The sequence below is a fragment of the Biostraticola tofi genome (genome assembly GCF_004343195.1).
Lineage (GTDB): Bacteria > Pseudomonadota > Gammaproteobacteria > Enterobacterales > Enterobacteriaceae > Biostraticola > Biostraticola tofi.
In genome coordinates, this window is the sequence record NZ_SMCR01000002.1 from 584,318 (window position 1) to 610,381 (window position 26,064).

General features: G+C 55.5%; 18 protein-coding genes. 14 read left to right on the forward strand and 4 right to left on the reverse strand.

Going from position 1 to position 26,064, the window contains the following annotated elements; translation table 11 throughout:
- Positions 1-70 precede the first annotated feature (70 nt).
- Positions 71-1,228 (reverse strand): CdaR family transcriptional regulator, encoded by a 1,158-nt coding sequence (locus EDC52_RS06845; RefSeq protein ID WP_131864568.1) that lies wholly within the window; start codon positions 1,226-1,228, stop codon positions 71-73.
- Between the two features lie 332 nt (positions 1,229-1,560).
- Here EDC52_RS06845 and gudD point away from each other — a divergent pair, with 332 nt between their 5' ends.
- A complete protein-coding gene (gudD, locus tag EDC52_RS06850) occupies positions 1,561-2,892 on the forward strand; it encodes a glucarate dehydratase (protein ID WP_131864569.1) in 1,332 nt (443 codons plus the stop codon).
- Between the two features lie 104 nt (positions 2,893-2,996).
- Here the strand turns inward: gudD and garD are convergent, their stop codons facing one another.
- A complete protein-coding gene (gene garD, locus EDC52_RS06855) occupies positions 2,997-4,565 on the reverse strand; it encodes a galactarate dehydratase (protein ID WP_131864570.1) in 1,569 nt (522 codons plus the stop codon).
- Positions 4,566-5,045: 480 nt separating this feature from the next.
- Here garD and EDC52_RS06860 point away from each other — a divergent pair, with 480 nt between their 5' ends.
- The 4 genes from EDC52_RS06860 to EDC52_RS06875 all read left to right on the forward strand — a co-directional run bounded on the left by EDC52_RS06860 (position 5,046) and on the right by EDC52_RS06875 (position 9,380).
- Complete coding sequence (locus tag EDC52_RS06860; RefSeq protein WP_131864571.1) at positions 5,046-6,380, forward strand: MFS transporter; 1,335 nt, start codon at positions 5,046-5,048, stop codon at positions 6,378-6,380.
- Between the two features lie 63 nt (positions 6,381-6,443).
- Positions 6,444-7,214, forward strand: coding sequence for a 2-dehydro-3-deoxyglucarate aldolase (gene garL / locus EDC52_RS06865; protein WP_131864572.1), 771 nt, complete (start codon positions 6,444-6,446; stop codon positions 7,212-7,214).
- A complete protein-coding gene (gene garR / locus EDC52_RS06870; protein ID WP_131864573.1) occupies positions 7,159-8,154 on the forward strand; it encodes a 2-hydroxy-3-oxopropionate reductase in 996 nt (331 codons plus the stop codon). Before garL ends, garR begins: the two co-directional genes overlap by 56 nt.
- An 83-nt stretch (positions 8,155-8,237) precedes the next feature.
- The gene (locus EDC52_RS06875; protein WP_131864574.1) at positions 8,238-9,380 is read left to right on the forward strand and encodes a glycerate kinase; all 1,143 of its coding nucleotides are present in this window, start codon (positions 8,238-8,240) and stop codon (positions 9,378-9,380) included.
- A 123-nt stretch (positions 9,381-9,503) separates the two neighbouring features.
- On the opposite strand, the gene barA is transcribed toward EDC52_RS06875, so the two are convergent.
- Entirely contained in the window at positions 9,504-12,278 is a 2,775-nt protein-coding gene (gene barA, locus EDC52_RS06880; protein ID WP_131864575.1) for a two-component sensor histidine kinase BarA, read from the reverse strand.
- Between the two features lie 232 nt (positions 12,279-12,510).
- Between barA and rlmD the strand changes: the two genes are divergently transcribed.
- The 6 genes from rlmD to queE all read left to right on the forward strand — a co-directional run bounded on the left by rlmD (position 12,511) and on the right by queE (position 20,986).
- A complete protein-coding gene (rlmD, locus tag EDC52_RS06885; protein ID WP_131864576.1) occupies positions 12,511-13,845 on the forward strand; it encodes a 23S rRNA (uracil(1939)-C(5))-methyltransferase RlmD in 1,335 nt (444 codons plus the stop codon).
- A 9-nt stretch (positions 13,846-13,854) separates the two neighbouring features.
- Complete coding sequence (relA, locus tag EDC52_RS06890) at positions 13,855-16,089, forward strand: GTP diphosphokinase (protein ID WP_131864577.1); 2,235 nt, start codon at positions 13,855-13,857, stop codon at positions 16,087-16,089.
- Position 16,090: 1 nt separating this feature from the next.
- Complete coding sequence (mazG, locus tag EDC52_RS06895; RefSeq protein ID WP_131864578.1) at positions 16,091-16,906, forward strand: nucleoside triphosphate pyrophosphohydrolase; 816 nt, start codon at positions 16,091-16,093, stop codon at positions 16,904-16,906.
- Positions 16,907-17,127: 221 nt separating this feature from the next.
- The gene (pyrG, locus tag EDC52_RS06900; RefSeq protein WP_131864579.1) at positions 17,128-18,765 is read left to right on the forward strand and encodes a glutamine hydrolyzing CTP synthase; all 1,638 of its coding nucleotides are present in this window, start codon (positions 17,128-17,130) and stop codon (positions 18,763-18,765) included.
- 82 nt (positions 18,766-18,847) lie between these two features.
- On the forward strand, positions 18,848-20,149 hold the full coding sequence (gene eno, locus EDC52_RS06905) for a phosphopyruvate hydratase (RefSeq protein ID WP_131864580.1): 1,302 nt from the start codon (positions 18,848-18,850) through the stop codon (positions 20,147-20,149).
- A 165-nt stretch (positions 20,150-20,314) separates the two neighbouring features.
- Complete coding sequence (gene queE / locus EDC52_RS06910; protein ID WP_131864697.1) at positions 20,315-20,986, forward strand: 7-carboxy-7-deazaguanine synthase QueE; 672 nt, start codon at positions 20,315-20,317, stop codon at positions 20,984-20,986.
- Positions 20,987-21,133: 147 nt separating this feature from the next.
- On the opposite strand, the gene queD is transcribed toward queE, so the two are convergent.
- The gene (gene queD, locus EDC52_RS06915; protein WP_196237749.1) at positions 21,134-21,502 is read right to left on the reverse strand and encodes a 6-carboxytetrahydropterin synthase QueD; all 369 of its coding nucleotides are present in this window, start codon (positions 21,500-21,502) and stop codon (positions 21,134-21,136) included.
- 304 nt (positions 21,503-21,806) lie between these two features.
- Here queD and cysJ point away from each other — a divergent pair, with 304 nt between their 5' ends.
- The 3 genes from cysJ to EDC52_RS06930 are packed head-to-tail and all read left to right on the forward strand — an operon-like array spanning position 21,807 to position 26,062.
- Positions 21,807-23,612 (forward strand): NADPH-dependent assimilatory sulfite reductase flavoprotein subunit, encoded by a 1,806-nt coding sequence (cysJ, locus tag EDC52_RS06920; RefSeq protein ID WP_131864582.1) that lies wholly within the window; start codon positions 21,807-21,809, stop codon positions 23,610-23,612.
- Positions 23,612-25,312: an assimilatory sulfite reductase (NADPH) hemoprotein subunit gene (gene cysI, locus EDC52_RS06925; protein WP_131864583.1), complete on the forward strand. Its 1,701-nt coding sequence runs from the start codon at positions 23,612-23,614 to the stop codon at positions 25,310-25,312. The genes cysJ and cysI overlap by 1 nt, the downstream gene beginning before the upstream one ends.
- A 15-nt stretch (positions 25,313-25,327) precedes the next feature.
- Positions 25,328-26,062 carry a phosphoadenylyl-sulfate reductase gene (locus tag EDC52_RS06930; protein ID WP_131864584.1) on the forward strand — a complete coding sequence of 245 codons (735 nt, stop codon included), beginning with the start codon at positions 25,328-25,330 and terminating at the stop codon, positions 26,060-26,062.
- The last annotated feature ends 2 nt before the right edge of the window (positions 26,063-26,064 follow it).

The window sequence follows — 26,064 nt, forward strand, 5'->3', positions numbered from 1 at the left end:
GGCCGGGCTATGTCGGTTTAAACGGCAAACCTCCCGAATGGGTCGAATCGGCGCAAGCCAACGCGGGCTGTCAAGCGTCATCATCCAGCTGCAGCGCCACATACAGCAGCAACCGGTCGTCAAAATTGGACAGATTCAGCCCGGTCATATCCGAAATGCGATTCAACCGGTATTCCAGCGTATTACGATGAATAAACAACGCCTTGGCCGTCGGAGTAGGCTGCACATTATGCCTGAACCAGGCAATCAGCGTCCGTCTCAGCAACCCATTACCATCCATCGCCTTAAGCTTCGCCAGCGGACGCACCAGCTCATTCGCCTGCCATCCGCCTCTTAAACTGTCCAGCAGCACCGGCAGCATCAAGTCAGGATAAAAATAACGCCGCTCCTCAGGCAAACGCTGCTTACCGACCGCCATCGTCGTACAGGCGGTGCGCCATGAACGGGCTATCCCGCCGGGGCCGGTAAAAAAATTGCCCAACGCAATCCGCACCCGCAGCCTGCCGCTCTCGGTCATTCGCGAAAACAGCGTATCCACGCGCCGCCGATGCTCCTCAGCATCCCAGCGACCGTGACTGTTCAACGCTGGCTTCAGCACCACCATCTCGGTCAGCGACACAATCGCAATCAGGTTGTTACGCTCCGGCGTGGTCAGCAGATTCTGCAACTGCTGCAGCTCTGCCATTGCGCTGTCCACCCCGAACTGACCGCTGTCCACCTCAACCAACGCGGCCACCCGCGGCTGATGAATATCAATCCCCAATCGCTGCGCCCACTCACTCAACGCCGGCGTCACCTCCTCCGCGCGAATAAGATTCAACACCAGCTCCTCCTGCAGCCGGCTGTCCTGTGCCAGCATATGCAGCAGCCTGGCCTGCTCCAGCATCATCTCCGCCGTCATGCACACCAGCTCGCCATAGGTACGCAACTGGCCGGGATTACCGGTCAAACCGATAACCCCGACTATCGTCCCGTCGATCTTCAGCGGCAGATTGATGCCCGGCCTAACACCATGCAAATGCCTGGCGACGCCTTCATCGATCTCGACTATACGGGCCTGGGACAGCGCCAGCAGGGCGCCCTCATGCAGCTCACCGATACGCTCTTGATCCCCACTGCCAATGATCCGGCCGCGGGCATCCATCACATTGATATTACTATCAATAATCTGCATTGTTCTTGCTACAATTTCCTGAGCCAACCTGGCATCAAGATGATACGTCGCCATCCCCGCTCATCCCATGATAATCGATCTGACTCTCAGCATACTCAGCGATGCGTTGTCATACATTGTGCAAACGCACAATCTCGAAGGATATCATTCCAAGTTTGCAGGCAAGGTCACATTACCGATAAAAAAAGGCAGGAGGCATCTGCGGAGAAAGGGCCCGCCTGCCCGCTGACAACCGCTGACTCAACCGCTGATATTGGTCGTCTGCATAATAACCCTATGACGGCTGCACAATGACAGCATTACCGCGCAGCGCTACAGTCGATTATCTCTTCCCTGACTGATTGCAGCCAATCCCACGGATCAGCCAGGCTTTATCAGCCTGAGGAATGTACATGACACCCGTCATAAAAACCATGAAGGTGATTCCGGTCGCCGGCCATGACAGCATGCTGTTAAATCTCAGCGGCGCCCACGCGCCGTTCTTTACCCGCAATATCGTCGTGCTGACCGACAACGCCGGCCAGCAGGGAGTCGGGGAAATCCCCGGCGGGGAGCTCATTCGCCGCACGCTGGAGGAAGCCGCCCCACTGGTTGTCGGTAAAACGCTTGCCGAGTATAAAAACGTCATGCAGGCGGTCCGCTCGCAGTTTGCCGGTCGCGACGCCGCCGGTCGCGGCAGCCAAACCTTCGATCTGCGGATCACCATTCATGTAGTCACCGGCATAGAAGCGGCCATGCTCGACCTGCTGGGCCAATTTTTAGGGGTGCCGGTGGCGGCCCTGCTGGGCGATGGCCAGCAGCGCAGCGAAGTCGATATGCTGGGTTATCTGTTTTATATCGGCGACCGCCGCCAAACGGACCTGCCCTATCGGCAGCAGCCCGATGAGCGTTGCGAATGGTACCGACTGCGCCATGAAGCTGCGCTGACGCCTGAGGCGATAGTCAGGCTGGCACAGGCTGCCCAGGAAAAGTATGGTTTCAATGATTTCAAACTTAAAGGGGGCGTACTGGCTGGTGCAGAAGAAGCCGAAGCGGTAACCGCGCTGGCGCACAGCTTTCCCCAGGCACGCATTACCCTTGATCCCAACGGTGCCTGGTCGCTCGATGAAGCCATTACCCTGGGTAGGCAGTTACGCGGAATACTGGCCTATGCCGAAGATCCCTGCGGCGCTGAGCAAGGTTTCTCTGGCCGCGAAATCATGGCCGAGTTCAAGCGTGCCACCGGCCTGCCGACCGCCACCAATATGATAGCCACCGATTGGCGCCAACTGGGCCATACCCTGGCGCTGCAATCGGTCGATATTCCGCTTGCCGATCCGCATTTCTGGACCATGCAGGGCTCAGTGCGCGTCGCCGAGCTCTGCCATGAATGGGGACTGACCTGGGGATCGCATTCCAATAACCATTTTGATATCTCCCTGGCGATGTTCACCCAGGTCGCGGCGGCGGCACCGGGAAAAATCACCGCTATCGATACTCACTGGATCTGGCAGGAGGGCAATCAGCGTCTGACCCGCGAACCGCTGCGCATTCAAGGCGGCAAAGTGAAGGTGCCTGAAAAACCAGGCCTGGGGATAGAGCTTGACCAGGACCAACTGATGAAAGGCAATGCGCTTTACCAGCAGCATGGACTGGGGGCGCGGGATGATGCTATCGGCATGCAATACCTGGTCCCGGGCTGGTCCTTCGATAACAAGCGTCCGGCGCTGGTGCGTTAACAGGGCAGAGGGTAACCGCAACCGCAGTACCCCAGACGACACAGCAAAAAGCCGGCATATTGCCGGCTTTTTGCTGCTGCTGCACCCGCGTGACTGACGTTTTCTCAGGTCACTGGCGCCGGGTTGAACACCGACAGCGCATTATGAATGCCCCATTGATCAGACCAGGTCTTTTTACGATCGCTGGCAATATCCAGGATAAATTCGAACAGCTGCCAGCCCACGTCCTCGATGGTCGCTTCGCCGGTAGCAATGGTACCGGCATTGATATCCATCAAATCATACCAGCGGTCCGCCAATGCGGTACGGGTCGCCATCTTGATAACCGGTACCGCCGCCAGTCCGTAAGGGGTGCCGCGCCCGGTGGTAAATACCTGCACGGTAATGCCTGAGGCCAATTGCTGGGTGCCGCAAACGAAATCGCTGGCAGGAGTGGCGGCGTAAATCAGGCCGCGCTTGGTCGGGCGCTGGCCCGGTGAAAGCACTTCGGAAATAGCGCTGGTACCGGACTTGGCGATCGAACCCAGTGCTTTTTCCACCACGTTGGCCAGACCGCCTTTCTTGTTACCTGGAGAGGGGTTAGCACTGCGGTCAGTCTGGCCGGCACTCAGGTAATCATCATACCAGGCCATTTCCTCCAGCAGACGGCGTCCGACATGTTCATCGGCGGCGCGCGGTGTCAGCAAATGGATAGCATCGCGAACTTCAGTCACTTCGGAAAACATCACCGTGGCGCCACAGCGTACCAACAGGTCGGAGGCAAAGCCTACCGCCGGATTAGCGGTGACGCCGGAAAACGCATCGCTGCCGCCGCACTGCATGCCAACCACCAGTTCCGATGCCGGACAGGTCTCACGCTTGCGCTGGTTCAGCCGCTGCAGGTGGCTTTCAGCGACCGCCAGGATATCGTCAACCATCGATTTGAAGCCCACATGTTTTTCATCCTGCAGGCGCACAATGCTGGCGCCTTCCTGGGCGATAGGAATGGCGTCAGGGGTACCTTCAAGCAGGCGTTCTGGCTGCAGCTTTTCACAGCCCAGGCCGACCACCATCACTTCACCGCCGAAATTCGGGTTCAGGGCGATATTATGGATGGTGCGGATCGGCACCACCGCCGCCGGCGCATTGATTGCCACCCCGCAGCCGTACAGATGATTCAGTCCAACCACGCCATCGACATTGGGGTATTTAGGCAGCAGGTCGCGCTCGATAAGCTTGACCACATATTCAACGACTCCGGCGACGCAGTGCACGCTAGTGGTGATACCCAGTAAATTCTTGGTACCGACACTGCCGTCCGGATTACGGTAACCTTCGAAGGTATAGCCCTCGAGCGGCGGCAGCGGATCCGGGACTTTAGTGGCCAGCGGCAGGGTCTCTAGGGCAGGGGCCTCGGGTAGTTTAACCAGGGACTCATCAATCCAGCTGCCTTGTTTGATATCACGCAGCGCATAGCCAATTATTTCGCCGTAGCGAATGATATTGCCATCGGCGGGAATATCCGTCAGCGCCACTTTGTGGCCTTGAGGAATATGTTCAATAAGGGTGAGTCCATCCGGGAATTGGGTGCCAGCCTTTAGTCCGTTATTATTTACAATAATGGCGACGTTATCGCTTTCATGCACTTTAATATAGAATGCTCTTTCAGCGGTTGTGATAATCGTAGATGACATAGCTCACTCCGAAATAAAAAATAAAATTCTTTGCGCCACTGCTCAATATGATGACGATAACAACACGGTTAATGCCAGTATTATAGTCATATTAGTAAGGTCATTCATTGTGCATGTGACTGAGTTTACCCCTGATGCGGGCGAATTTATCAGGCGAATGCTGAAGAAATAGTGACCTGCATCACTAATTTCCTTTAATGGTTTCATGCTGTTGAAATAGCGTGATACAGGTCGCGTCGCATTGGGCTTATGCCGCAAAAACGACACCTCAGCAATGGGAACATTGGTCACTTGCATAATGCTATTTGAAACCAGGTTTCCTAAACTATGCCTGCCATCGAAAATAAGTATTAAAGTGGCAATACGGTGAAATGAAACGCCTCTTCGGAGGAAATCATTAATTCCATGATGATGTCCCGCAAATCATTTAATAGCTGGCCATATTGTCGGGCATTGTCATCTTCTACTAGAGCGTATCCTATGAGCATTACAACTCAGACAAAAAGTAACGCCAAAACGCATGTGCGCTACATAATATTATTTATTATATTCCTGGTAACGGCGGTCAATTATGCTGACCGAGCCACTCTGTCAATTGCCGGTACTGATGTCGCGCGTGACCTCGGCCTGGATGCCGGCCAGATGGGACTGGTTTTTTCGGCTTTCGGCTGGGCTTATCTGATTATGCAAATCCCTGGCGGCTGGCTGCTTGACCGCTTCGGATCCAAACGCGTCTATACCTACAGTCTGTTCTTCTGGTCTTTCTTCACCTTCCTGCAGGGCTTTGTCGGCTTTTTCCCGATAGCCTATGCGGCCATGACGCTGTTTATTCTGCGGTTTATGCTGGGCTTCTCTGAAGCACCTTCATTCCCGGCCAATGCCCGTATCGTTGCCGCCTGGTTCCCGACCAAAGAGCGCGGCACCGCTTCAGCCATCTTTAACTCGGCCCAGTACTTTGCCCTGGCCATTTTCTCGCCATTGCTGGGCTGGCTGACCTATGCCTGGGGCTGGGAACATGTGTTTACCGTGATGGGTATTGTGGGTTTTGTGTTGACCATCATCTGGGTGAAATTCCTGCATAACCCAAACAAACACCCGCACGTCTCTCAGGCGGAACTGGATTATATCGCCGCCGGCGGCGCGGTTGTGGATATGGATGCGCCATCGGCCGGCAAACGCAAGGACGGGCCTAAATGGGACTACGTCAAGCAGATGCTGACCAACCGCATGATGCTGGGTGTATTCTTCGGTCAATATTTCATTAACAGTATCACCTGGTTCTTCCTGACCTGGTTCCCGATTTATCTGGTTCAGGATAAAGGCATGTCCATCCTGAAAGTTGGCCTGGTCGCCTCGATTCCCGCCTTGTGCGGATTTGTCGGCGGCGTGATGGGCGGCGTGGTATCCGACTATCTGCTCAAACGCGGCCATTCACTGACCGTGGCGCGAAAAATTCCTATCGTGCTGGGGATGCTGCTGGCGACCAGTATTATCCTGTGTAATTACACTGACAACACGGTAATAGTGGTTGCACTGATGGCGCTGGCCTTCTTCGGTAAAGGTTTTGGCGCACTGGGATGGCCGGTTATCGCTGACACCGCGCCGAAAGAAATCGTCGGCCTGTGCGGCGCGGTATTCAACGTGTTCGGCAATGTGGCGTCAATCGTGACCCCGCTGGCCATCGGTTATATGGTTAAAGAATTACATTCATTCAACGCGGCGCTGATTTTCGTCGGCTGTTCAGCACTGGCGGCAATGTTCTGCTACCTGGTAGTGGTCGGTGAAATCAAACGCCTGGTACTGGTTAAATCCTGATAGGGGAGACCCGGCCTGCAGGCCGGGTCCCAACGTTTACGTAATGTTGCAAAGAGGTCAATTATGAATAATCCATTACTGCCAAATCGTTTTCGTCAGAAGTTGCTGGCAGGCGATACCCTGATTGGTTGCTGGTGCGCATTGGCGAACCCGGTATCAACTGAAGTCTTGGGTCTGGCGGGGTTCGACTGGCTGGTACTGGACGGAGAACATGCGCCCAACGATATCACCACATTTGTACCACAGCTGATGGCGCTTAAGGGCAGCCATAGCGCGCCGGTAGTCAGGCCGCCGACCAATGAGCCGGTGATTATTAAACGCCTGCTGGATATCGGTTTTTATAATTTCCTGATTCCGTTTATTGAAACCGAAGAGCAGGCATTGCGTGCGGTGTCTTCTACCCGTTATCCGCCGGCGGGCATCCGCGGCGTCTCGGTTTCTCATCGTTGCAACAACTACGGTACGGTACCGGAATACTTCTCCATCATTGATGAAAATATCACCGTCATGACCCAAATCGAAAGCCAGGAAGGGGTGGACAATATTGACGCCATCGCGGCGGTAGACGGCGTGGACGGTATTTTTGTCGGACCGGGCGATTTATCTGCGGCGCTGGGTTATCTGGGACAGCCAAACCATCCTGAAGTACAGGACGTCATCCGCCATATCTTTGCCCGCGCCAAAGCCCAGGGGAAACCCAGCGGCATTCTGGCCCCGGCTGAAGTCGATGCCCGCCGTTATCTGGAGTGGGGCGCGCGTTTTGTCGCGGTAGGTAGCGATTTGGGCGTATTCAGAAGCTCGACGCAGGCGCTGTGCGACAAATTCAAGCAATAATGTAACTGGCGCGCCCTGGCGCGCTTCATCAGAAAAGAATGAGGTAAGCGACATGAAAATTGGATTTATTGGCTTGGGCATCATGGGAAAACCAATGAGCAAAAACCTGCTCAAAGCGGGCTATTCTCTGGTGGTACTTGATCGCAACCAGGAAGCGGTCGCTGAAGTTGTCGCCGCAGGTGCCGTAGCGGCCCAAAGCGCCAGTGAAGTGGCCGGACAGGTTGACGTTATCATCACCATGCTGCCGAATTCCCCTCACGTTAAAGAAGTGGTGCTGGGTGAGGGCGGCGTTATTGAAGGCGCTAAAGCCGGCACCGTAGTGATCGACATGAGCTCCATCGCCCCACTGGCCAGCCGTGAAATTGCCGCGGCACTGGCTGAAAAACAGATTCTGATGTTGGATGCGCCGGTCAGCGGCGGTGAACCTAAAGCTATCGATGGCACCCTGTCGGTGATGGTCGGCGGTGATAAAGCGATATTTGATCGTTACTACGATCTGCTTAAATCAATGGCCGGATCGGTAGTGCATACCGGCGACATTGGCGCCGGTAACGTGACCAAACTGGCTAACCAGGTGATTGTGGCGCTGAACATCGCCGCGATGTCCGAAGCGCTGGTGCTGGCAACCAAAGCCGGTGTGGATCCTGAACTGGTGTTCCAGGCGATTCGCGGCGGACTGGCCGGCAGTACCGTACTGGAAGCCAAAGCGCCGATGGTGCTCGATCGCAACTTCAAGCCCGGGTTCCGCATTGATCTGCATATCAAAGACCTGGCCAATGCCCTTGATACCTCCCATGGCGTCGGTGCTCAATTGCCGCTGACCGCGGCGGTCATGGAAATGATGCAGGCCCTGAAGCAAGACGACCTGGGTACCGCGGATCACAGTGCTCTCGCCTGTTATTATGAAAAGCTGGCCAAGGTAGAAGTCAAACGTCATTAATCCGGCTGGGCGCCTGACGGGCGCTCTATCAGCCGGCGAAGATGCCATTTCGCCGGCTCAGGCTCAACAGGCGCAGGTAGTTTATGAAAATAGTAATCGCACCGGATTCTTATAAAGAGAGTTTATCTGCTTTGGAAGTCGCGACGCAGATTGAAAATGGATTTCGCGAGGTATTTCCCGATGCCCTTTACGTCAAACTGCCAGTCGCCGATGGCGGAGAGGGTACTGTGGAGGCGATGGTCGCCGCCACCGGCGGCGAGATAGTCAATGTCCGGGTTACTGGTCCGTTGGGCGAACCGGTAGACGGTTTCTTTGGCTTGTCGGGCGACAAACAGTGCGCTTTTATTGAAATGGCGGCGGCCAGCGGACTGGAACTGGTTCGCTCCGGCGACCGAAACCCGCTTCTTACTACGTCTTTTGGTACCGGCGAGCTGATTAAAAGCGCACTGGACCGAGGGGTAGAGCACTGCATTATCGGTATCGGCGGCAGCGCGACCAATGATGGCGGCGCCGGCATGGTTCAGGCGCTGGGCGGCAGGTTGCTGGATGCCAGCGGCGAGCAGATAGGCTATGGCGGCGGCGAGCTCGATAAGCTCGATAGGATTGATGTGTCAGACCTGGATCCGCGCATTGCCCGCTGTCGGTTTGAAGTTGCCTGCGACGTGACCAATCCGCTGACCGGCGACGAAGGCGCCTCGGCTATTTTCGGGCCGCAGAAAGGCGCTACTCCTGAAATGATCGTCCGGCTGGATGCGGCGCTTAAACACTACGCCGCCATTATCAGTCGTGATTTGAAGCTGGACGTGGAACATGAGCCGGGTGCCGGAGCAGCAGGCGGCATGGGCGCTGGTTTGCAGGCATTCTGCGGTGCTGAACTGCGCAAAGGCATCGAAATTGTCACCGAAGCGCTGGGGCTGGACGAACTGGTCAAGGATGCGACGTTGGTCATCACCGGTGAAGGGCGCATTGACAGCCAGACTATTCAGGGCAAAGTGCCCATCGGCGTTGCAAAAGTGGCCAAACGCTACAATAAACCGGTGATAGGTATTGCCGGCAGCCTGACCGCTGATGTGGGCATCGTCCATCAGCACGGCCTTGATGCGGTATTCAGTGTGCTTTACAGCATCTGCTCACTGGATGATGCGCTGGAAAACGCCGCCGGCAACGTGCGCATGACGGCGCGTAACATCGCAGCCACTATCAAGCTGGCTGCGGCATTCAAGTAATTTACCCGCCGCCATCAAGCTGGCGGCGAGGGCATTTAAGTCATCAACTCGCCGCCATCAAGCTGGCGGCGAGGGCATTTAAGTCATCAACTCGCCGCCAACATGTCTGTGACGGCATCAACGTCATTTTTCGGCCGCCGTTGCGCTTTCAAGAAAAGGCTCGGCGGCCAATTTGACATTTTCAATCTCATCCAGCATCTCTAGCCATTCGGGCTCAAGCTCACTGACCGCCACGCCACTGTGCAACTGGCGCTCAATATCGGCGCACAGCCGTTTCAGACGAGGAACGCCACTGTAGCAGCAACTGCCATGTAACTTGTGAATCATCGGCAACGGCGAAGGGCGCTCTGGGTCTGACAGCAGCAGCTCCACCTCGGTCCTGATGTCCTCCAGGGCGTTCAGCAGCATCTTCAGCAGCGATAGCGCCAGGTCCGGCTTTTCCGCCGCCTGACGTAGAGCCTGCTGCCAGTCCAGGCTGATATCCTGCCTGTCCGGCAGGCCGCTCGGCTCAGTAGCAGGATGCGGGCTGCTACCGGCGGGCGCATAGCGAGCCAGCAGTTGCTGCAGCATCGCTTCGTCAATCGGTTTGGGCAGATAATCGTCCATCCCTGATGCCAGCAAATGCTGTTGCTGATTTTCCAGCGTATGGGCGGTCACCGCCACAATTGGCGTGCGCTGGTGTTGAGGCAACTGGCGAATCAGCTCGGCGGCGCGAAGTCCGTCGATCTCCGGCATCTGGATATCCATCAGAATCAAGTCCAGTGAGTGAAGACGGGCATAGGCGATGGCTTCGCGGGCGTTTTCGCATAACACCGTGTGGCCCACCCGCTCGCGCAGCAGCGCGCCAATCAGTTTCAGGTTGGCCGGGTTGTCATCGACCGCCATCACTTTCAGCGGCAGGCAAAACGGCAGCGGAGGGGTGTCAGCGGAGATTGGCACCTGTTGCAGCTGCTGTTCGCACAACAGGGCGAACAAGCGCCCTGATGAGACCGGTTTCGCCAGGCAGGCATAGGCGCCCATTTTCTTGATTTGCTCAGCATCGACCTGAGCCTGGCAAGGCAGAGCAAGGATAACGCAGGGAGCCATTTTGCTGGTTCTCACCAGTTCGCGTTTTATTTCCAGCAGCGACAAGCGCGGCTGAACCGGCTTGCCTAGCAGCAGGAAATCGTATAGCCCCGCCGGCAGCTGGTCCAAGGTCTGGCTATAGGCCACCCTCAGCGGCGTGGTATCCAGCATGTCGAGGGTAGCCCTGGCGGAGGCGGCGTTGCTTTCTACATACGCCAGACGTTTATTGAGGAGATAATCATACTGATGCGGGTCGGGCGATGCCAGATGATTAAGCTGCAGCGGGATCGAAAAACGGAAGGTGGATCCCTGGTTAATCTGACTATGGAAGTTGATATCCCCGCCCATTTCCTTCACCAGTTTCTGGGTGATGATAAGCCCTAGGCCGGTGCCGCCATGACGGCGGGTAATACTGGCATCCGCCTGACGAAAGGCCTGGAACAACTGGGACTGCTGCAAGGCCGAAATGCCGATGCCGGTATCCTGGATTTGGACTTCAAGCATGATTTGATCGTAATGATCATCACGCTTTTCCACCCTGATATCGATATTGCCATTTTCAGTAAACTTGATGGCATTGCCCAGCAGATTGGTCATGACCTGCTGCAGGCGCAACGGATCGCCGATAACATATTCAGGCACTTCATGCTGCACATTAAGCGTTACCTCCAACCCCTTTTCATGGGCGGTGTGGGCCAGCAGCACGACAACCTCATCCAGATTGGCCCGCAGGGCGAAGGGAATGGTTTCAAGCAGCAGTTTGCCGGCCTCAAGCTTGGAGAAATCCAGCACGTCATTGATAATGCTTAATAAATGATTGCCAGAGCGCTCAATGGTCTGCAGGTAATCCCGCTGGGTGGGCGACAGCGGGGTTTTCAGCGTCTGGCGGGTGAAGCCGATAACGCCATTAAGGGGCGTTCTCAATTCGTGGGACATGTTGGCCAGGAATTCGGATTTGATCCTGACGGCTTCCTGGGCACGCTTTTTCGCCAAATCCAGTTCAACGTTCTGAATTTCCATCTGCTCCAGCGTTTCGCGCAGATCCGAGGTAGCCTGATCGATACTTTGCTGCATCTCTTCATGATAAGCGGTCAGAGACATCGCCATGGAGTTGATGCCATTTTTCAGCATATCCAGTTCGCCCAGCATAAAGCCCTCCACCCGACTGTCCAATTGACCGCGCCGGATGCGGTCGACGGTGCTGACCATGTTGCGGATCGGGCCAGTAACGTCTCGCATCAGACGATAGGCAAACAGCACGGCGATACACAGGCACAGCAGCAGCAGCAGGGTGGAGAGAAACGCCTCCTTGTACTGCTGCAGGCGCACGGAGTCCAGATCGAGCTCAATGGCGATATAGCCCATCGCCGCTCGCTGGCTTATCCCGGGCGCAGCGGTCTGCGTGACCGACTGTTCGGTCTCGTTGATTATCGGGGTACGCATCACCAGGCTGCCGCCGTGCCGCTCCAGGGTAAGAGACTGCGGCAGTGCCGTATCGGCCGGCAGCTGAAGCTGCTGGAGATTTTGCTGATAGTTCGAGCTGGCCAGTAAATGATTGGCGGCATCAAAAACACTGATGCCGCGCACAATCTCGGAATGATGCCGATGCAACAAATTGATGAAATTCTGAACCGATTGGCGATCGCCGTATGCCAGACCCTGTTCGGTCGATACCGCCAGCGGCTCGATAATGCTTTTCCCGGCATTCACCAATTGATTCTGCAGTTCATTGTAACGATGGATGACAAAAAAAGCGCTCAGCAACAGGCCGATAAGCAGCGTAGGGGCTAATATCAGGATCATCATGCGCGCGCGTAAACTGTATTTAGTCATAGCGGTCCATTAAGCGGTCAGCATCGGTAGCCGGGGGCGTCAACCGTTTATCATTGTCGGGAATTGTACTCTGACCGAGGGTCAGGGACTAACGGATTCTGCCGGCAACGGCGCGGCCTCTACCGATGATATCATATCGCTGGCGTGTCCTTTTACCTCCTAGCTTTAATTGGACCGCTGGCGGGAATATGAGATAATCGATTGCGAATCCGCATTGATCACTCAGGAAAACATGGCTCAGTTCTACTCTCCCCGCCGCCGCGAAACGCCCCGGCAAACGCTCACACTGACCTGCTCCGGCCTGGACGGGTTCGGCCAGGGCATGGCGCGTCACAACGGCAAAGTGGTGTTTATTCCTGGATTATTGCCCGGAGAACAGGCCGAGGTCCGACTGACGGAAGAAAAACGCCAGTTCAGTCGGGCGCGGGTCACCCGGCGTCTTTCGGACAGCCCGGAGCGTGTCACGCCGCTGTGCCCGCATTTTTCCCAGTGCGGCGGCTGCCAGCAGCAACATATCAGTCTCAACCTGCAGCAGCAGAGTAAAGCCACCGCGCTGAGAGCACTGCTGGAGCGGGAAACCGGTGTCCAAACAGGCGAGGTGCTGACGGTCGGCGCCCAAGCCTATGGCTATCGACGCCGGACCCGGCTAGGCCTGTTGTTTCAGCTTAAAACCGGTCGGTTGCTGATGGGCTATCGTCAGGCCAATTCAACTGAGCTGGTGGATATCCGCATTTGTCCTATACTGCGCCCCGAGCTCAGTGAGTTACTGGTGCCCTTGAGAGAGTGCCTGCAGGGGCTGCAGGCGGTCAAACGCCTGGGACACCTGGAACTGGTGCTGGCCGATAATGGTCCTCTGCTGGTGTTGCGCCACCTTGAGCCGCTCAGTCATGCCGACCGCGATGCGCTGACCGCGTTTGCCGACAGCCATCAGATTGCCGTCTGGCTGGCACCGCAAAGCGATGAATTGGACTGCCTGCGTGGTGCAGCGCCGGTCTATCGGATTGATGATCTTGAGCTTCGATTCAGTCCTCGCGACTTCATCCAGGTCAATGGCGAGGTCAACCGGCAGATGGTGGCGCTGGCCCTGCAGTGGCTTGAGCCGGACGCTTCTGAGCGGGTGCTGGATCTGTTTTGCGGCATGGGCAATTTTACCCTGCCGCTGGCAAAGCGCAGCGGCCAGGTCATCGGCGTGGAGGGGGTTGCGGCCTTAGTTGCTAATGGGCAATATAATGCATTAAATAATTCACTCAATAATGTAACCTTTTATCATGAAAATCTTGAGCTGGATGCCGCGAAGCAGCCCTGGGCCAGCGAGGGATTTGATAAGGTTTTGCTTGACCCCGCACGTGGCGGTGCTCAGGGTGTTATGTCACTTATTGCTGCCTGGTCTCCCCGGCGCATTGTCTATGTTTCCTGTAATCCCTCGACGCTTGCACGGGACAGCAAGACGTTGTTGGCGGCGGGATACAGTGCTGCGCGCGTGGCTATGCTGGATATGTTCCCCCATAGCGGTCACCTGGAGTCCATGGTGTTATTTATCAAGAGTTCCGGCATCTTGGCAAAGTAGGGAGTGGGTATGGTTGCGGTAAGAAGTGCGCATTTGAACACGGCGGGCGAATTTGCCCTTGAAGACTGGGTAGCCAGTCTGGGACTTACCAACCCACAGTCAAGTGAGCGGCTGGCCGAAACCTGGCGCTACTGCGAACAGCAATGCAAGAATCACTCGGATGCGTCGCTGCTGTTGTGGCGCGGTATCGAAATGGTCGAAATCCTGTCGATGCTCAGCATGGACAACGACAGCCTGTGCGCCGCGCTGTTATTCCCGCTGGTGGACGCCGGCGTGGTGGAAGAGCCAAAGCTCGAGCAGGATTTCGGCAAGAAGATTTTCGATTTGGTGCACGGCGTACGCGACATGGATGCCATCCGCCAGCTTAAAGCCACCCACAACGATACCATGGCGCCTGAACAGGTGGACAATGTCCGCCGTATGCTGCTGGCAATCGTCGAAGATTTTCGCTGCGTGGTGATAAAGCTTGCCGAGCGTATCGCCCATCTGCGTGAACTCAAGGACGCGCCGGAAGACGAACGGGTACTGGCCGCCAAAGAGAGCACCAATATTTATGCGCCGCTGGCCAACCGTCTGGGCATCGGTCAACTGAAATGGGAGCTGGAAGATTTCTGCTTCCGTTATCTGCACCCTGATGAATACAAACGCATCGCCAAACTGCTCCATGAGCGTCGCATCGATCGCGAACACTATATTGATGATTTCGTCTCTTCCCTGCGCCAGGCGATGAAGGAAGAAGGGCTTAAGGCCGATATCTACGGCCGTCCCAAGCATATCTACAGTATCTGGCGAAAAATGCAGAAAAAGGCGCTTGAGTTCGATGAACTGTTTGATGTCCGTGCGGTGCGGATTGTGGTTGATCGCCTGCAGGACTGCTATGCCGCCCTGGGGATTGTCCATACCCATTACCGGCATCTGCCGGATGAGTTCGACGACTATGTGGCCAACCCGAAACCAAACGGCTATCAGTCAATCCACACCGTGGTGCTCGGGCCGCGCGGCAAGACGCTGGAAATCCAGATCCGTACCCGGCAGATGCACGAAGACGCTGAGCTTGGCGTCGCCGCGCACTGGAAATATAAAGAAGGGGCCAGCGCCACTGGCTCCCGTTCAGGCTACGAAGAACGTATCGCCTGGCTGCGTAAGCTGCTGTCCTGGCAGGAAGAAATGGCCGATTCAGGGGAAATTCTCGACGAGGTCAGAAGCCAGGTATTCGACGATCGGGTCTATGTGTTTACCCCCAAAGGCGACGTGATCGACCTGCCGTCAGGCTCGACACCGCTGGATTTCGCCTACCACATCCACAGCGATGTGGGCCACCGCTGCATCGGCGCCAAAATCAGCGGCCGCATCGTGCCGTTTACCTATCAGCTGCGGATGGGCGATCAGGTGGAGATCATTACCCAGAAACACCCGAACCCAAGCCGAGACTGGCTAAACCCCAATCTGGGCTTTGTGACCACCAGCCGCGGTCGCTCGAAAATCCATAACTGGTTCCGCAAGCAGGACCGGGACAAAAACATTCTCGCCGGCCGCCAACTGCTGGATGACGAACTGGAGCATCTGGGCATCAGCATCCGCGAAGCGGAGAAGCTGCTGCTGCCGCGCTACAACGTCAATTCCCTGGATGAATTGCTGGCCTCGATCGGCGGTGGCGATGTACGCATCAATCAGATGGTCAACTACCTGCAGAGCAAGCTTAATAAGCCCAGCGCCGAAGAGCAGGATCAGGCGGCCCTGCTGCAGCTTACCCAGAAGAATTCGCCCTCGGTACCGCGCAGCAAGGATAACGGCCGGGTAGTGGTCGAAGGCGTGGGCAATCTGATGCATCATATCGCCCGCTGCTGCCAGCCGATACCCGGCGATGAAATCACCGGCTTTATCACCCAGGGTCGGGGAATATCCATTCACCGTGCCGACTGCGATCAACTGGCCGATCTGCAGGCCAACGCACCTGAGCGCATTGTGGATGCGGTGTGGGGCGAAAGCTACTCCAGCGGATATTCGCTGGTGGTGCGGGTGGTGGCCAACGACCGCAGCGGCCTGCTGCGTGATATCACCACCATCCTGGCTAACGAAAAGGTCAACGTGCTGGGGGTCGCCAGCCGCAGCGACGTCAAGCAGCAGTTGGCCACCATCGATATGGATATAGAAATCTACAATCTCCAGGTCCTGGGACGAGTGCTCTCCAGGCTGAACCAATTACCGGATGTCATCGACGCCCGGCGTCTGCATGGGAATTGATATGTCTTTAAACTCAGCCGAACCTTCACCGCTGGCACGACTGCTCGACATCATGGCTACCCTGCGCTCTCCTGAGCGCGGCTGTGCCTGGGATCGCCGGCAGACGTTCGATTCCATCGTGCCCTATACCCTGGAAGAGACCCATGAAGTGATCGACGCCATCGGCCGCAGAGATTATGACGATCTGCGCGGCGAGTTGGGCGATCTGCTGTTTCAAGTGGTGTTTTATGCTGAATTGGCCCGTGAACAGGGCCTGTTTGATTTCAACGATATCTGTAACGCTATCAGCGATAAACTCGAAAGACGTCACCCGCATATCTTTAACCCGGCTCTGGAGGGCGTCTCGTTGCAGATACCCGCCGGGCAGTGGGAAACCATCAAGGCGGCTGAACGGGCGGAAAAATCCCGCCTTTCTCCGCTGGATGATATTCCCCAGGCGCTGCCCGCGCTGATGAAAGCGCAGAAAATCCAGCAGCGCTGCGCATCGGTAGGCTTTGACTGGCATACCCTGGGCCCGGTGCTGGAAAAAGTGCATGAAGAAATTGACGAAGTGATGCATGAGGCGCGTCAGGCAGTGGTTGACCCGGACAAGCTGGAAGAAGAAGTGGGCGATCTGTTGTTTGCTACGGTTAATCTTTCGCGACATTTAGGCCAAAAGGCCGAGATAGCCCTGCAGAAAGCCAATAATAAATTTGAACGCCGCTTTCGCCAGGTTGAAGAAATTATTATCGCTAGCGGACAAACCCTTGAGCAGGCTACGCTTGAACAAATGGAAACCGCTTGGCAGCAGGTGAAAAAAGCGGAAATAAAAGCGTAACGCCGGCTTTGCCGTTTTGTTAAATTCCCGGCAAATAGGCTGCTTAACCAATTGTTTTATATATTTTTATTCTTCCTGCGGCGGCAGGTTGCCCGCCGCAAAGCCGTAATATGCCCCGATCACATTCAGTGAAACGAACATTTGTGGCGGATAAAGGCTTAAGGTATACTGTTTTCCCGTCTTGGTTATTCCGTCTTTACACCTAAATTCTCAGGTTCAGCATGACAACTAATTATATTTTTGTAACCGGCGGGGTCGTATCCTCATTGGGTAAAGGCATTGCCGCAGCCTCCCTGGCGGCTATTCTCGAAGCCCGTGGCCTTAACGTTACCATCATGAAGCTGGACCCGTATATCAATGTGGATCCCGGTACCATGAGCCCTATCCAGCACGGCGAAGTTTTTGTTACCGAAGACGGGGCAGAAACCGATCTCGACCTGGGTCACTATGAGCGCTTCATTCGCACTAAAATGTCCCGCCGTAATAACTTCACTACCGGACGTATCTACTCCGATGTGTTGCGTAAAGAACGGCGCGGCGACTATCTGGGCGCCACAATCCAGGTCATTCCCCATATCACCAACGCCATCAAGGAACGTATTATCGAAGGCGGCGAAGGTCATGATGTGGTGCTGGTTGAAATCGGCGGTACCGTCGGCGATATCGAAGCGATGCCTTTCCTGGAAGCCATCCGCCAGATGGCGGTAGAAGTGGGTCGTGAACACACCCTCTACATGCACCTCACCCTGGTGCCTTATATGGCGGCTTCCGGTGAAGTGAAAACCAAGCCGACCCAGCACTCGGTCAAAGAACTGCTGTCTATCGGTATCCAGCCGGATGTGCTGATTTGCCGTTCCGATCGCTCGGTGCCGACCAATGAACGTGCTAAAATTGCTTTATTCTGCAACGTTCCTGAAAAAGCGGTTATTTCTCTTAAAGATGTTGATTCTATTTATAAAATCCCGGCGCTATTGAAATCCCAGGGCCTGGACGATTATATTTGTAAACGATTCAGCTTGAACTGTCCGGACGCCGACCTGTCTGAATGGGAGCAGGTGGTGTATCAGGAAGCCAATCCCGGTGGTGAAGTGACCATCGGCATGGTAGGCAAATATGTCGAGCTGCCAGATGCCTATAAATCGGTTATCGAGGCACTGAAGCATGCCGGCCTGAAAAATCGTCTGACCGTTAACATAAAGCTGATTGATTCGCAGGATGTTGAAACCCGCGGCGTCGAGATCCTTAAGAATCTTGACGCGATCCTGATCCCCGGCGGCTTTGGTTACCGAGGTGTCGAGGGCAAGATCCTGACGGCGCAATATGCCCGTGAAAATAAAATCCCTTACCTGGGCATTTGCCTGGGGATGCAGGTGGCGCTGATTGAATTCGCGCGCCATGTCGCCGGCATGCAAGATGCGAACTCAACCGAGTTCGTGCCGGATTGCAAGTACCCGGTGGTGGCGCTGATTACCGAGTGGCGCGATGAAAACGGCAATGTTGAAATGCGCAGCGAAGAAAGCGACTTAGGCGGCACTATGCGCCTTGGCGGACAGCCATGTCAGTTGACCGAAGGCAGTCTGGTGCGGGAGATGTACGGGTCATCGACTATCATTGAACGTCATCGTCATCGCTATGAAGTCAACAACATGCTGTTGAAACCGATTGAAGCGGCCGGCCTGCGTGTGGCTGGTCTGTCAGGTGATAACAAACTGGTGGAAATGATCGAGCTGCCGGATCATCCGTGGTTCGTGGCCTGCCAGTTCCATCCGGAGTTTACCTCTACTCCGCGCGATGGACACCCGTTGTTCAGCGGCTTCGTCAAGGCCGCAGGCGATTACCAGAAGCGCCAGATGAAATAAAAAGGATACGGCGGCACGCGCAGGCATAAACCTGGCGCGGTCCGTCAGGAATTTTGTTTTAACTTGTACTGAGGAAATACTAATGTCCAAAATCGTTAAAGTCCTTGGCCGTGAAATTATCGATTCTCGCGGAAATCCGACTGTTGAAGCTGAAGTTCATCTGGAAGGTGGTTTTGTTGGTCTGGCTGCAGCCCCGTCAGGCGCCTCTACCGGTTCGCGTGAAGCGCTGGAACTGCGTGATGGCGACAAATCCCGTTTTCTGGGCAAAGGCGTGACCAAAGCAGTCAATGCGGTAAATGGTCCTATTGCTGAAGCTCTGCAGGGCAAAGATGCCAAAGACCAGGCCGCCATCGACAAGGTCATGATCGACTTGGACGGTACTGAAAACAAATCCCAGTTCGGCGCCAACGCCATTCTGGCCGTATCATTGGCTGCTGCCAAAGCCGCTGCTGCTTCCAAAGGCATGCCGCTTTATGAGCACATCGCTGAACTGAACGGTACCCCGGGTAAATTTTCCATGCCGTTGCCGATGATGAATATCATCAACGGTGGTGAACATGCCGACAACAATGTCGATATCCAGGAATTCATGATCCAGCCGGTGGGCGCTAAAACCGTCAAAGAAGCTATCCGTATGGGTTCTGAAGTGTTCCACACCCTGGCTAAAGTGCTGAAGTCCAAAGGTATGGGCACGGCAGTTGGTGATGAAGGCGGCTATGCGCCGAACCTCGAATCCAACGCTGCCGCCCTGGCCGCCATCAAGGAAGCGGTAGAAAAAGCCGGCTATGTACTGGGTAAAGACATCACCCTGGCCATGGACTGTGCTGCTTCCGAGTTCTTTGATGAGAAAACCGGTAACTATGAGCTGAAAGGCGAAGGCAAAACCTTCACTTCTCAGGAATTCACTCATTACCTGGAAGAACTGACCAAGAGTTATCCAATCGTTTCTATCGAAGATGGCCTGAACGAATCTGATTGGGAAGGCTTTGCCTACCAGACTAAAGTGTTGGGCGACAAAATCCAGCTGGTGGGCGACGACCTGTTCGTCACCAATACCAAGATCCTGAAGGAAGGTATTGATAAAGGTATTGCCAACTCAATCCTTATTAAATTCAATCAGATCGGTTCACTGACTGAAACCCTTGCAGCCATCAAGATGGCGAAAGATGCCGGCTACACCACCATCATCTCTCACCGCTCAGGCGAAACCGAAGATGCCACTATCGCCGATCTGGCGGTAGGTACTGCGGCAGGCCAGATCAAGACCGGTTCTATGAGCCGTTCTGACCGCGTTGCCAAATACAACCAGCTGATTCGGATCGAAGAAGCGCTGGGCGAACGCGCTCCGTTCAACGGCCTGAAAGAAGTTAAAGGCCAGGCGTAAGCCATGCCCGGTTTTCCCCGCGACGCTGCGGGGAACAACCCGACAGATGTCAACCCGCTTCGGCGGGTTTTTATTTTTCCGCCCGGCCTGAAAACAGCCCGTTGGCTGTTCGCCGGTAGTGGTTATAATCACGTTACAAACCAGACGCGAGAATCAGTGAATCCGATGCAGTACCCGCTTAACGAAATATTCCAGACGCTGCAGGGCGAAGGTTACTTTACCGGCGTGCCCGCTGTTTTTATCCGCCTGCAGGGTTGCCCGGTAGGCTGCAGCTGGTGCGACACCAAGCATACCTGGGAGCAGGACGCTGAAAAAGAAGTGCCACTGGGGGATATACCGCTGAAAACCGTTGATAGCGAACAGTGGGCCAACGTGACGCCGGAAGCGATCCTGGAGATCATTGCCGAACAGGGCTATACCGCCCAGCATGTGGTGATAACCGGCGGGGAGCCCTGCATACATGACCTGACTTCGCTGACCCATATACTCGAACAGCACGGTTTCAGCTGCCAGATCGAAACCAGCGGTACCCATGAGATACGCTGCACCACCCAGACCTGGGTGACGGTTTCACCGAAGGTCAACATGCGTGGCGGCATGGAGGTGCAGAAGCATGCGCTGCAACGCGCTGATGAAATTAAGCATCCGGTCGCGCGTGAACGTGATATAGAACATCTGGATGAATTGCTGGCCATGCTGACCGATGACAAGCAACGGGTTATCGCTTTGCAGCCGATAAGCCAGCAGGACGCCGCCACCCGGCTGTGTATCAAAACCTGTATCGCCCGTAACTGGCGGCTGTCGATGCAGACCCATAAATATCTGCATATCGCCTGAGGCGTTTCATTTAGGGGCGAAGGTTAACACTCAGGGTTCTATCCAAGGCAGGCATCACTGATGCACAAGCTTCAATCCGGGGCAGGCATCACTATAGCTCAGGCATCGATCAACACAGGCGTCACTGATGCGCGGGCGTTGATGAAATCAGACTTCGCCACGGTAGATGCAGCCAGCGGTGCAGGTCTCTTTTACCTGGACCGCACTCAGCAACGGCAGGGCCGGCTTAAGTTGCTGCCAGATCCACTGGGACAGCACTTCGCTGGTCGGGTTTTCCAGACCGGGAATATCGTTGAGGTAGTAATGGTCCAGACGGTCCAACACCGGCTTAAAGGCGGCTTTCAGATCGGCAAAGTCGAGGATCCAGCCGGTATGCGGATCGACGGGGCCGGTAATTTCGATTCTTACCAGAAACGAATGGCCATGCAGGCGCCCGCACTTATGTCCTGCCGGTACATGGGGCAGTAAATGTGCAGCTTCAAAAGTAAAATCTTTAAATAACGAGGTGGTCACTATTGCTTCTCTATTAACTTTTAACGCTGAATGGTAACCAAATGCGCGCCATGATGCCAGGCAATGCGCCGCTAGTAACAAAACTTTTGTCTGCAAAGTAAGTCAATTGTCGCTCAATCAACTGATCCACATCCCACTTTGGCAGGTAAATTTTACCTCATTTACTCCTTAGGTTGTTTGGTTATTTAATATTGCCAGACCATCTTTAATAGATTGCATCCCGCCGGTTAACCTTACAAACTCAAGTGATCTAACAGCAACATCATTCTGCCTTATCAGGGTTCAGTACAAGGACAACCGAACAGCAATGACCACTCAGGCTCCGTCAACCTCTTTGCTTCCGATAAATCCGGAACAGCTGGCCCGCTTGCAAGCTGCAACCGGTGATTTTTCACCGCTCCAGTTGGCCTGGGTTTCAGGCTATTTCTGGGGACAGGTCAATCAGCCGCAGGCAAGCCATCCGCAACCGGCCGCCACGGCGGCAAAACCTCAGCCTATCACGCTGCTCAGCGCCTCCCAGACCGGCAACGCCCGCCGGCTGGCCGAGCAGTTGCGCGACGATTTGATCGCCGCAGAGCTTGATGTGGTGCTGATTAATGCCGGCGACTATAAATTCAAGCAGATTGCCCAGGAAAAATTGCTGGTGGTGATCGCCTCTACCCAGGGAGAGGGGGATGCGCCGGAAGAAGCGGTGGCGCTGTTTAAATTCCTGATGTCGAAAAAGGCACCCGCCCTGACCGATACCCACTTTGCGGTATTCGGCCTGGGGGATACCTCTTATGAATTCTTTGCCAAAGTGGGTAAGGATTTCGACGGTCGCCTGGAACAGCTGGGCGCTCAGCGACTGCTGGCCCGGGTCGATGCCGATGTTGAATACCAGGCGGTCGCGCTTGCCTGGCGCCAGGAGGTCGTTGCCCTGCTCAAAACACGGGTAGCCAAAGCGACGCCGGCCGAGCAGCAGCTTAACCTCAGCGGCACCATTAATGAGGTCGACAGCAGCCCGGTCAGTAAAACGTCGCCGCTGACCGCCCAGGTGGCGGCCAGCCAAAAAATTACCGGTCGCCGTTCACAAAAGGACGTCCGGCATATCGAAATTGACCTGGGCGATTCGGGCATCAGATACCAGCCTGGCGATGCGCTGGGCGTCTGGTACCGCAACGATCCGGCGTTAGTCAGCGAGTTGCTTGACCTATTGTGGCTGAAAGGCGATCTGCAGGTGACGGTGGAGGGCGCTGAACTGACCCTTACCGAGGCGCTGGAGTCTCGCTTTGAGCTCACGCAGAACACGCCGGTTATCGTCGCCGCATATGCCGCCCTTGCCCGAAATGAAAAGCTGCTGGCGCTGGTAGACGATAAAGTGGCGCTGCAGGCCTACGCCGCCGCTACCCCGATTGTCGATATGGTGCGCGAGGCGCCGGTCGAACTTAACCCTGAACAGCTAATTGAGTTATTGCGGCCGCTGACGCCGAGACTTTATTCCATTGCTTCAGCCCAGGCGGAAGTCGGCGATGAAGTGCATATCACTGTCGGGGTGGTGCGCTATGACATTGATGGCCGCCCACGCACCGGGGGCGCGTCTGGCTTTCTGGCCGACCGTTTGGCCGAAGATGACAATGTGCAGGTGTTTATCGAACATAACGATAATTTCCGCCTGCCGGGCGATCCCAATACGCCGATCATCATGATTGGACCAGGAACCGGCATCGCCCCATTCCGCGCATTTCTGCAGCAGCGGGCGGCGGATGAGGCGCCGGGCAAGAACTGGCTGATATTTGGTAATCCGCATTTTACCGATGATTTTCTCTACCAGGTCGAATGGCAGCGTTACAAAAAAGACGGCATTCTCACGCAGATTGATCTGGCCTGGTCCCGTGATCAGGCTAAAAAAATCTATGTGCAGGACAAATTGCGGGAAAAAGGGGCCGAAGTCTGGCGCTGGATCCAGCAGGGCGCCCATATCTATGTGTGCGGCGACGCCACTCGGATGGCCAAGGATGTTGAGCTGGCATTAGTGGAACTGATTGCCTTGCACGGCGGCATGGATACCGAGCAGGCCGACGAATTATTGAGTGAGCTGCGCATTGAGCGCCGTTACCAGCGAGATGTTTATTGATGAGTGAGAAACCATCCACCCCTGCATTATCAGACAATGAACGCCTGAAGGGGGCCAGCAACTTGCTGCGCGGCACTATCGCGGCAGATTTGCACGACGGTCTGACCGGCGGCTTCAATGGCGACAATTTCCAGCTGATCCGCTTTCACGGCATGTATCAGCAGGATGATCGCGACGAGCGGGCTGAGCGTGCCGAACAGAAGCTGGAACCGTTGATTAATATGATGCTGCGCTGTCGCCTGCCCGGCGGCGTTATCACCCCTGAACAATGGCTCGGCATTGAAGAGTTTGCGGCACAGAATACCCTGTACGGCAGTATCCGGCTGACCACACGCCAGACTTTCCAGTTTCATGGCGTACTGAAGCCGAAGCTGAAACAAATGCACCAACTGCTCAACCGTCTGGGCCTGGACTCGATTGCCACCGCCGGCGATGTCAATCGCAATGTGCTCTGTACCTCTAACCCGGTCGAGTCGGAACTGCATTTTCAGGCCTATGAATGGGCGAAGAAGATTTCCGAGCACCTGCTGCCGAAAACCCGGGCCTATGCCGAGGTGTGGCTGGACGGCGAAAAGCGTGAAACCACCGACCAGGAGCCGATCCTCGGGCCGACCTATCTGCCGCGTAAATTTAAAACCACGGTAGTGATACCGCCGCTGAATGATGTCGATATTCACGCCAACGACCTTAATTTCGTGGCTATCAGCGATAACGGCCGGCTGGTCGGTTTTAACGTGCTGGTCGGCGGCGGCCTGGCGATGACCCATGGCGACAAGTCTACCTATCCGCGGCGGGCCAGCGAATTCGGCTATATTCCGGTTGAACACACGCTGGCCTTTGCCGAGGCTATCGTCGCCACACAACGCGACTGGGGCAACCGTTCCAATCGCAAAAATGCGAAAACCAAATATACGCTGGAGCGGGTTGGCGTCGATGTCTTTAAAGCCGAAGTGGAAAAACGCACCGGTATCGCATTTGAGCCGATTCGTTCTTATGCCTTTAACGAACGCGGCGACCGCTTTGGCTGGGTTAAGGGCATCGATAATAAATGGCACCTGACGCTGTTTATCGAAAATGGCCGCTTGCTGGACTACCCGGACCGCAGCTTGAAAACCGGCATGGCCGAAATCGCCCGCATTCACAAAGGCGATTTCCGTCTGACCGCCAATCAGAACCTGATCATCGCCGGTGTGCCAACCAAAGACAAAGCGCGGATTGAAAAGCTGGCCCGCCAGCATGGGTTGATAAACGATGGCGTAAGCCTGCAGCGTAAGGCCTCGATGGCCTGTGTTGCCTTTCCGACTTGTCCACTGGCGATGGCCGAAGCTGAACGCTTTTTGCCGCAGTTCGTCACCAAGGTTGAGGACATCATGAACGGCCATGGCTTGGGCAATGACGAAATCATCTTGCGCGTAACCGGTTGTCCTAACGGCTGCGGCCGGGCGATGCTGGCTGAAATCGGGCTGGTAGGGAAAGCGGTCGGGCGCTATAACCTGTATCTGGGCGGCGATCGCGCCGGCAATCGGATCCCGCGCATGTATCGCGAGAATATCCCCGAAAACGAGATCCTGGAGATCATTGATAGCACCACTGGTCGCTGGGCCAAAGAGCGTCATGGCGATGAATCCTACGGTGATTTTGTGGTACGCGCCGGTATCGTCAAACCGGTGATTGACTCCGCCCGTGACTTTCACGACTGATCTGGAGATCTGCCGATGACCACATTAAACCTGATAGAGCTGAACCAACTGGATAAATCGCAGCAGACCGCTGCGCTGGCCCAGGTTAACCAACTGCTTGAGGGACTGTCTGCCGAGGAACGAGTAAGCTGGGCGCTGGAAAATCTGCCGGACCAGTCGGTGCTGTCATCAAGCTTCGGTATTCAGGCGGCGGTATCACTACATCTGGTCAGCCGCCAGCGGCCGACTATTCCGGTGATACTGACCGATACCGGCTATCTGTTTCCGGAGACTTACCGCTTTATCGATCAATTGACTGAACAACTGCAGCTGAATCTGCAGGTATTCCAGGCTGCGCAGTCGCCGGCGTGGCAAGAGGCGCGCTATGGCAAGCTCTGGGAGCAGGGCGTCGCGGGCATAGAAAAGTACAACTTTATCAATAAGGTTGAACCGATGAACCGCGCTCTGTCCTCACTTGATGCCGCGACCTGGTTTGCCGGCCTGCGCCGTGAACAGTCCGGCAGCCGTGCCGAGCTGCCGGTGCTGGCTATTCAGCGCGGCGTATTTAAACTGCTGCCGATCATCGACTGGGATAACCGCCAGGTCTATCAGTATCTCAAGCAGCATGGACTGTCTTATCACCCGTTATGGGAGCAGGGTTACCTGTCGGTGGGGGATACCCATACTACCCGCAAATGGGAGCCCGGGATGAACGAGGAACAAACCCGCTTCTTTGGTCTGAAGCGGGAGTGTGGTCTGCACGAAGGCTGACC

Bases quoted from the DNA above. Each gene is read 5' to 3' on its own strand.
- EDC52_RS06845 (WP_131864568.1), bottom strand. From the start codon at position 1,228: ATGGCGACGTATCATCTTGATGCCAGGTTGGCTCAGGAAATTGTAGCA.
- gudD (WP_131864569.1), top strand. From the start codon at position 1,561: ATGTACATGACACCCGTCATAAAAACCATGAAGGTGATTCCGGTCGCC.
- garD (WP_131864570.1), bottom strand. From the start codon at position 4,565: ATGTCATCTACGATTATCACAACCGCTGAAAGAGCATTCTATATTAAA.
- EDC52_RS06860 (WP_131864571.1), top strand. From the start codon at position 5,046: ATGAGCATTACAACTCAGACAAAAAGTAACGCCAAAACGCATGTGCGC.
- garL (WP_131864572.1), top strand. From the start codon at position 6,444: ATGAATAATCCATTACTGCCAAATCGTTTTCGTCAGAAGTTGCTGGCA.
- EDC52_RS06875 (WP_131864574.1), top strand. From the start codon at position 8,238: ATGAAAATAGTAATCGCACCGGATTCTTATAAAGAGAGTTTATCTGCT.
- barA (WP_131864575.1), bottom strand. From the start codon at position 12,278: ATGACTAAATACAGTTTACGCGCGCGCATGATGATCCTGATATTAGCC.
- rlmD (WP_131864576.1), top strand. From the start codon at position 12,511: ATGGCTCAGTTCTACTCTCCCCGCCGCCGCGAAACGCCCCGGCAAACG.
- relA (WP_131864577.1), top strand. From the start codon at position 13,855: ATGGTTGCGGTAAGAAGTGCGCATTTGAACACGGCGGGCGAATTTGCC.
- mazG (WP_131864578.1), top strand. From the start codon at position 16,091: ATGTCTTTAAACTCAGCCGAACCTTCACCGCTGGCACGACTGCTCGAC.
- pyrG (WP_131864579.1), top strand. From the start codon at position 17,128: ATGACAACTAATTATATTTTTGTAACCGGCGGGGTCGTATCCTCATTG.
- eno (WP_131864580.1), top strand. From the start codon at position 18,848: ATGTCCAAAATCGTTAAAGTCCTTGGCCGTGAAATTATCGATTCTCGC.
- queE (WP_131864697.1), top strand. From the start codon at position 20,315: ATGCAGTACCCGCTTAACGAAATATTCCAGACGCTGCAGGGCGAAGGT.
- cysJ (WP_131864582.1), top strand. From the start codon at position 21,807: ATGACCACTCAGGCTCCGTCAACCTCTTTGCTTCCGATAAATCCGGAA.
- cysI (WP_131864583.1), top strand. From the start codon at position 23,612: ATGAGTGAGAAACCATCCACCCCTGCATTATCAGACAATGAACGCCTG.
- EDC52_RS06930 (WP_131864584.1), top strand. From the start codon at position 25,328: ATGACCACATTAAACCTGATAGAGCTGAACCAACTGGATAAATCGCAG.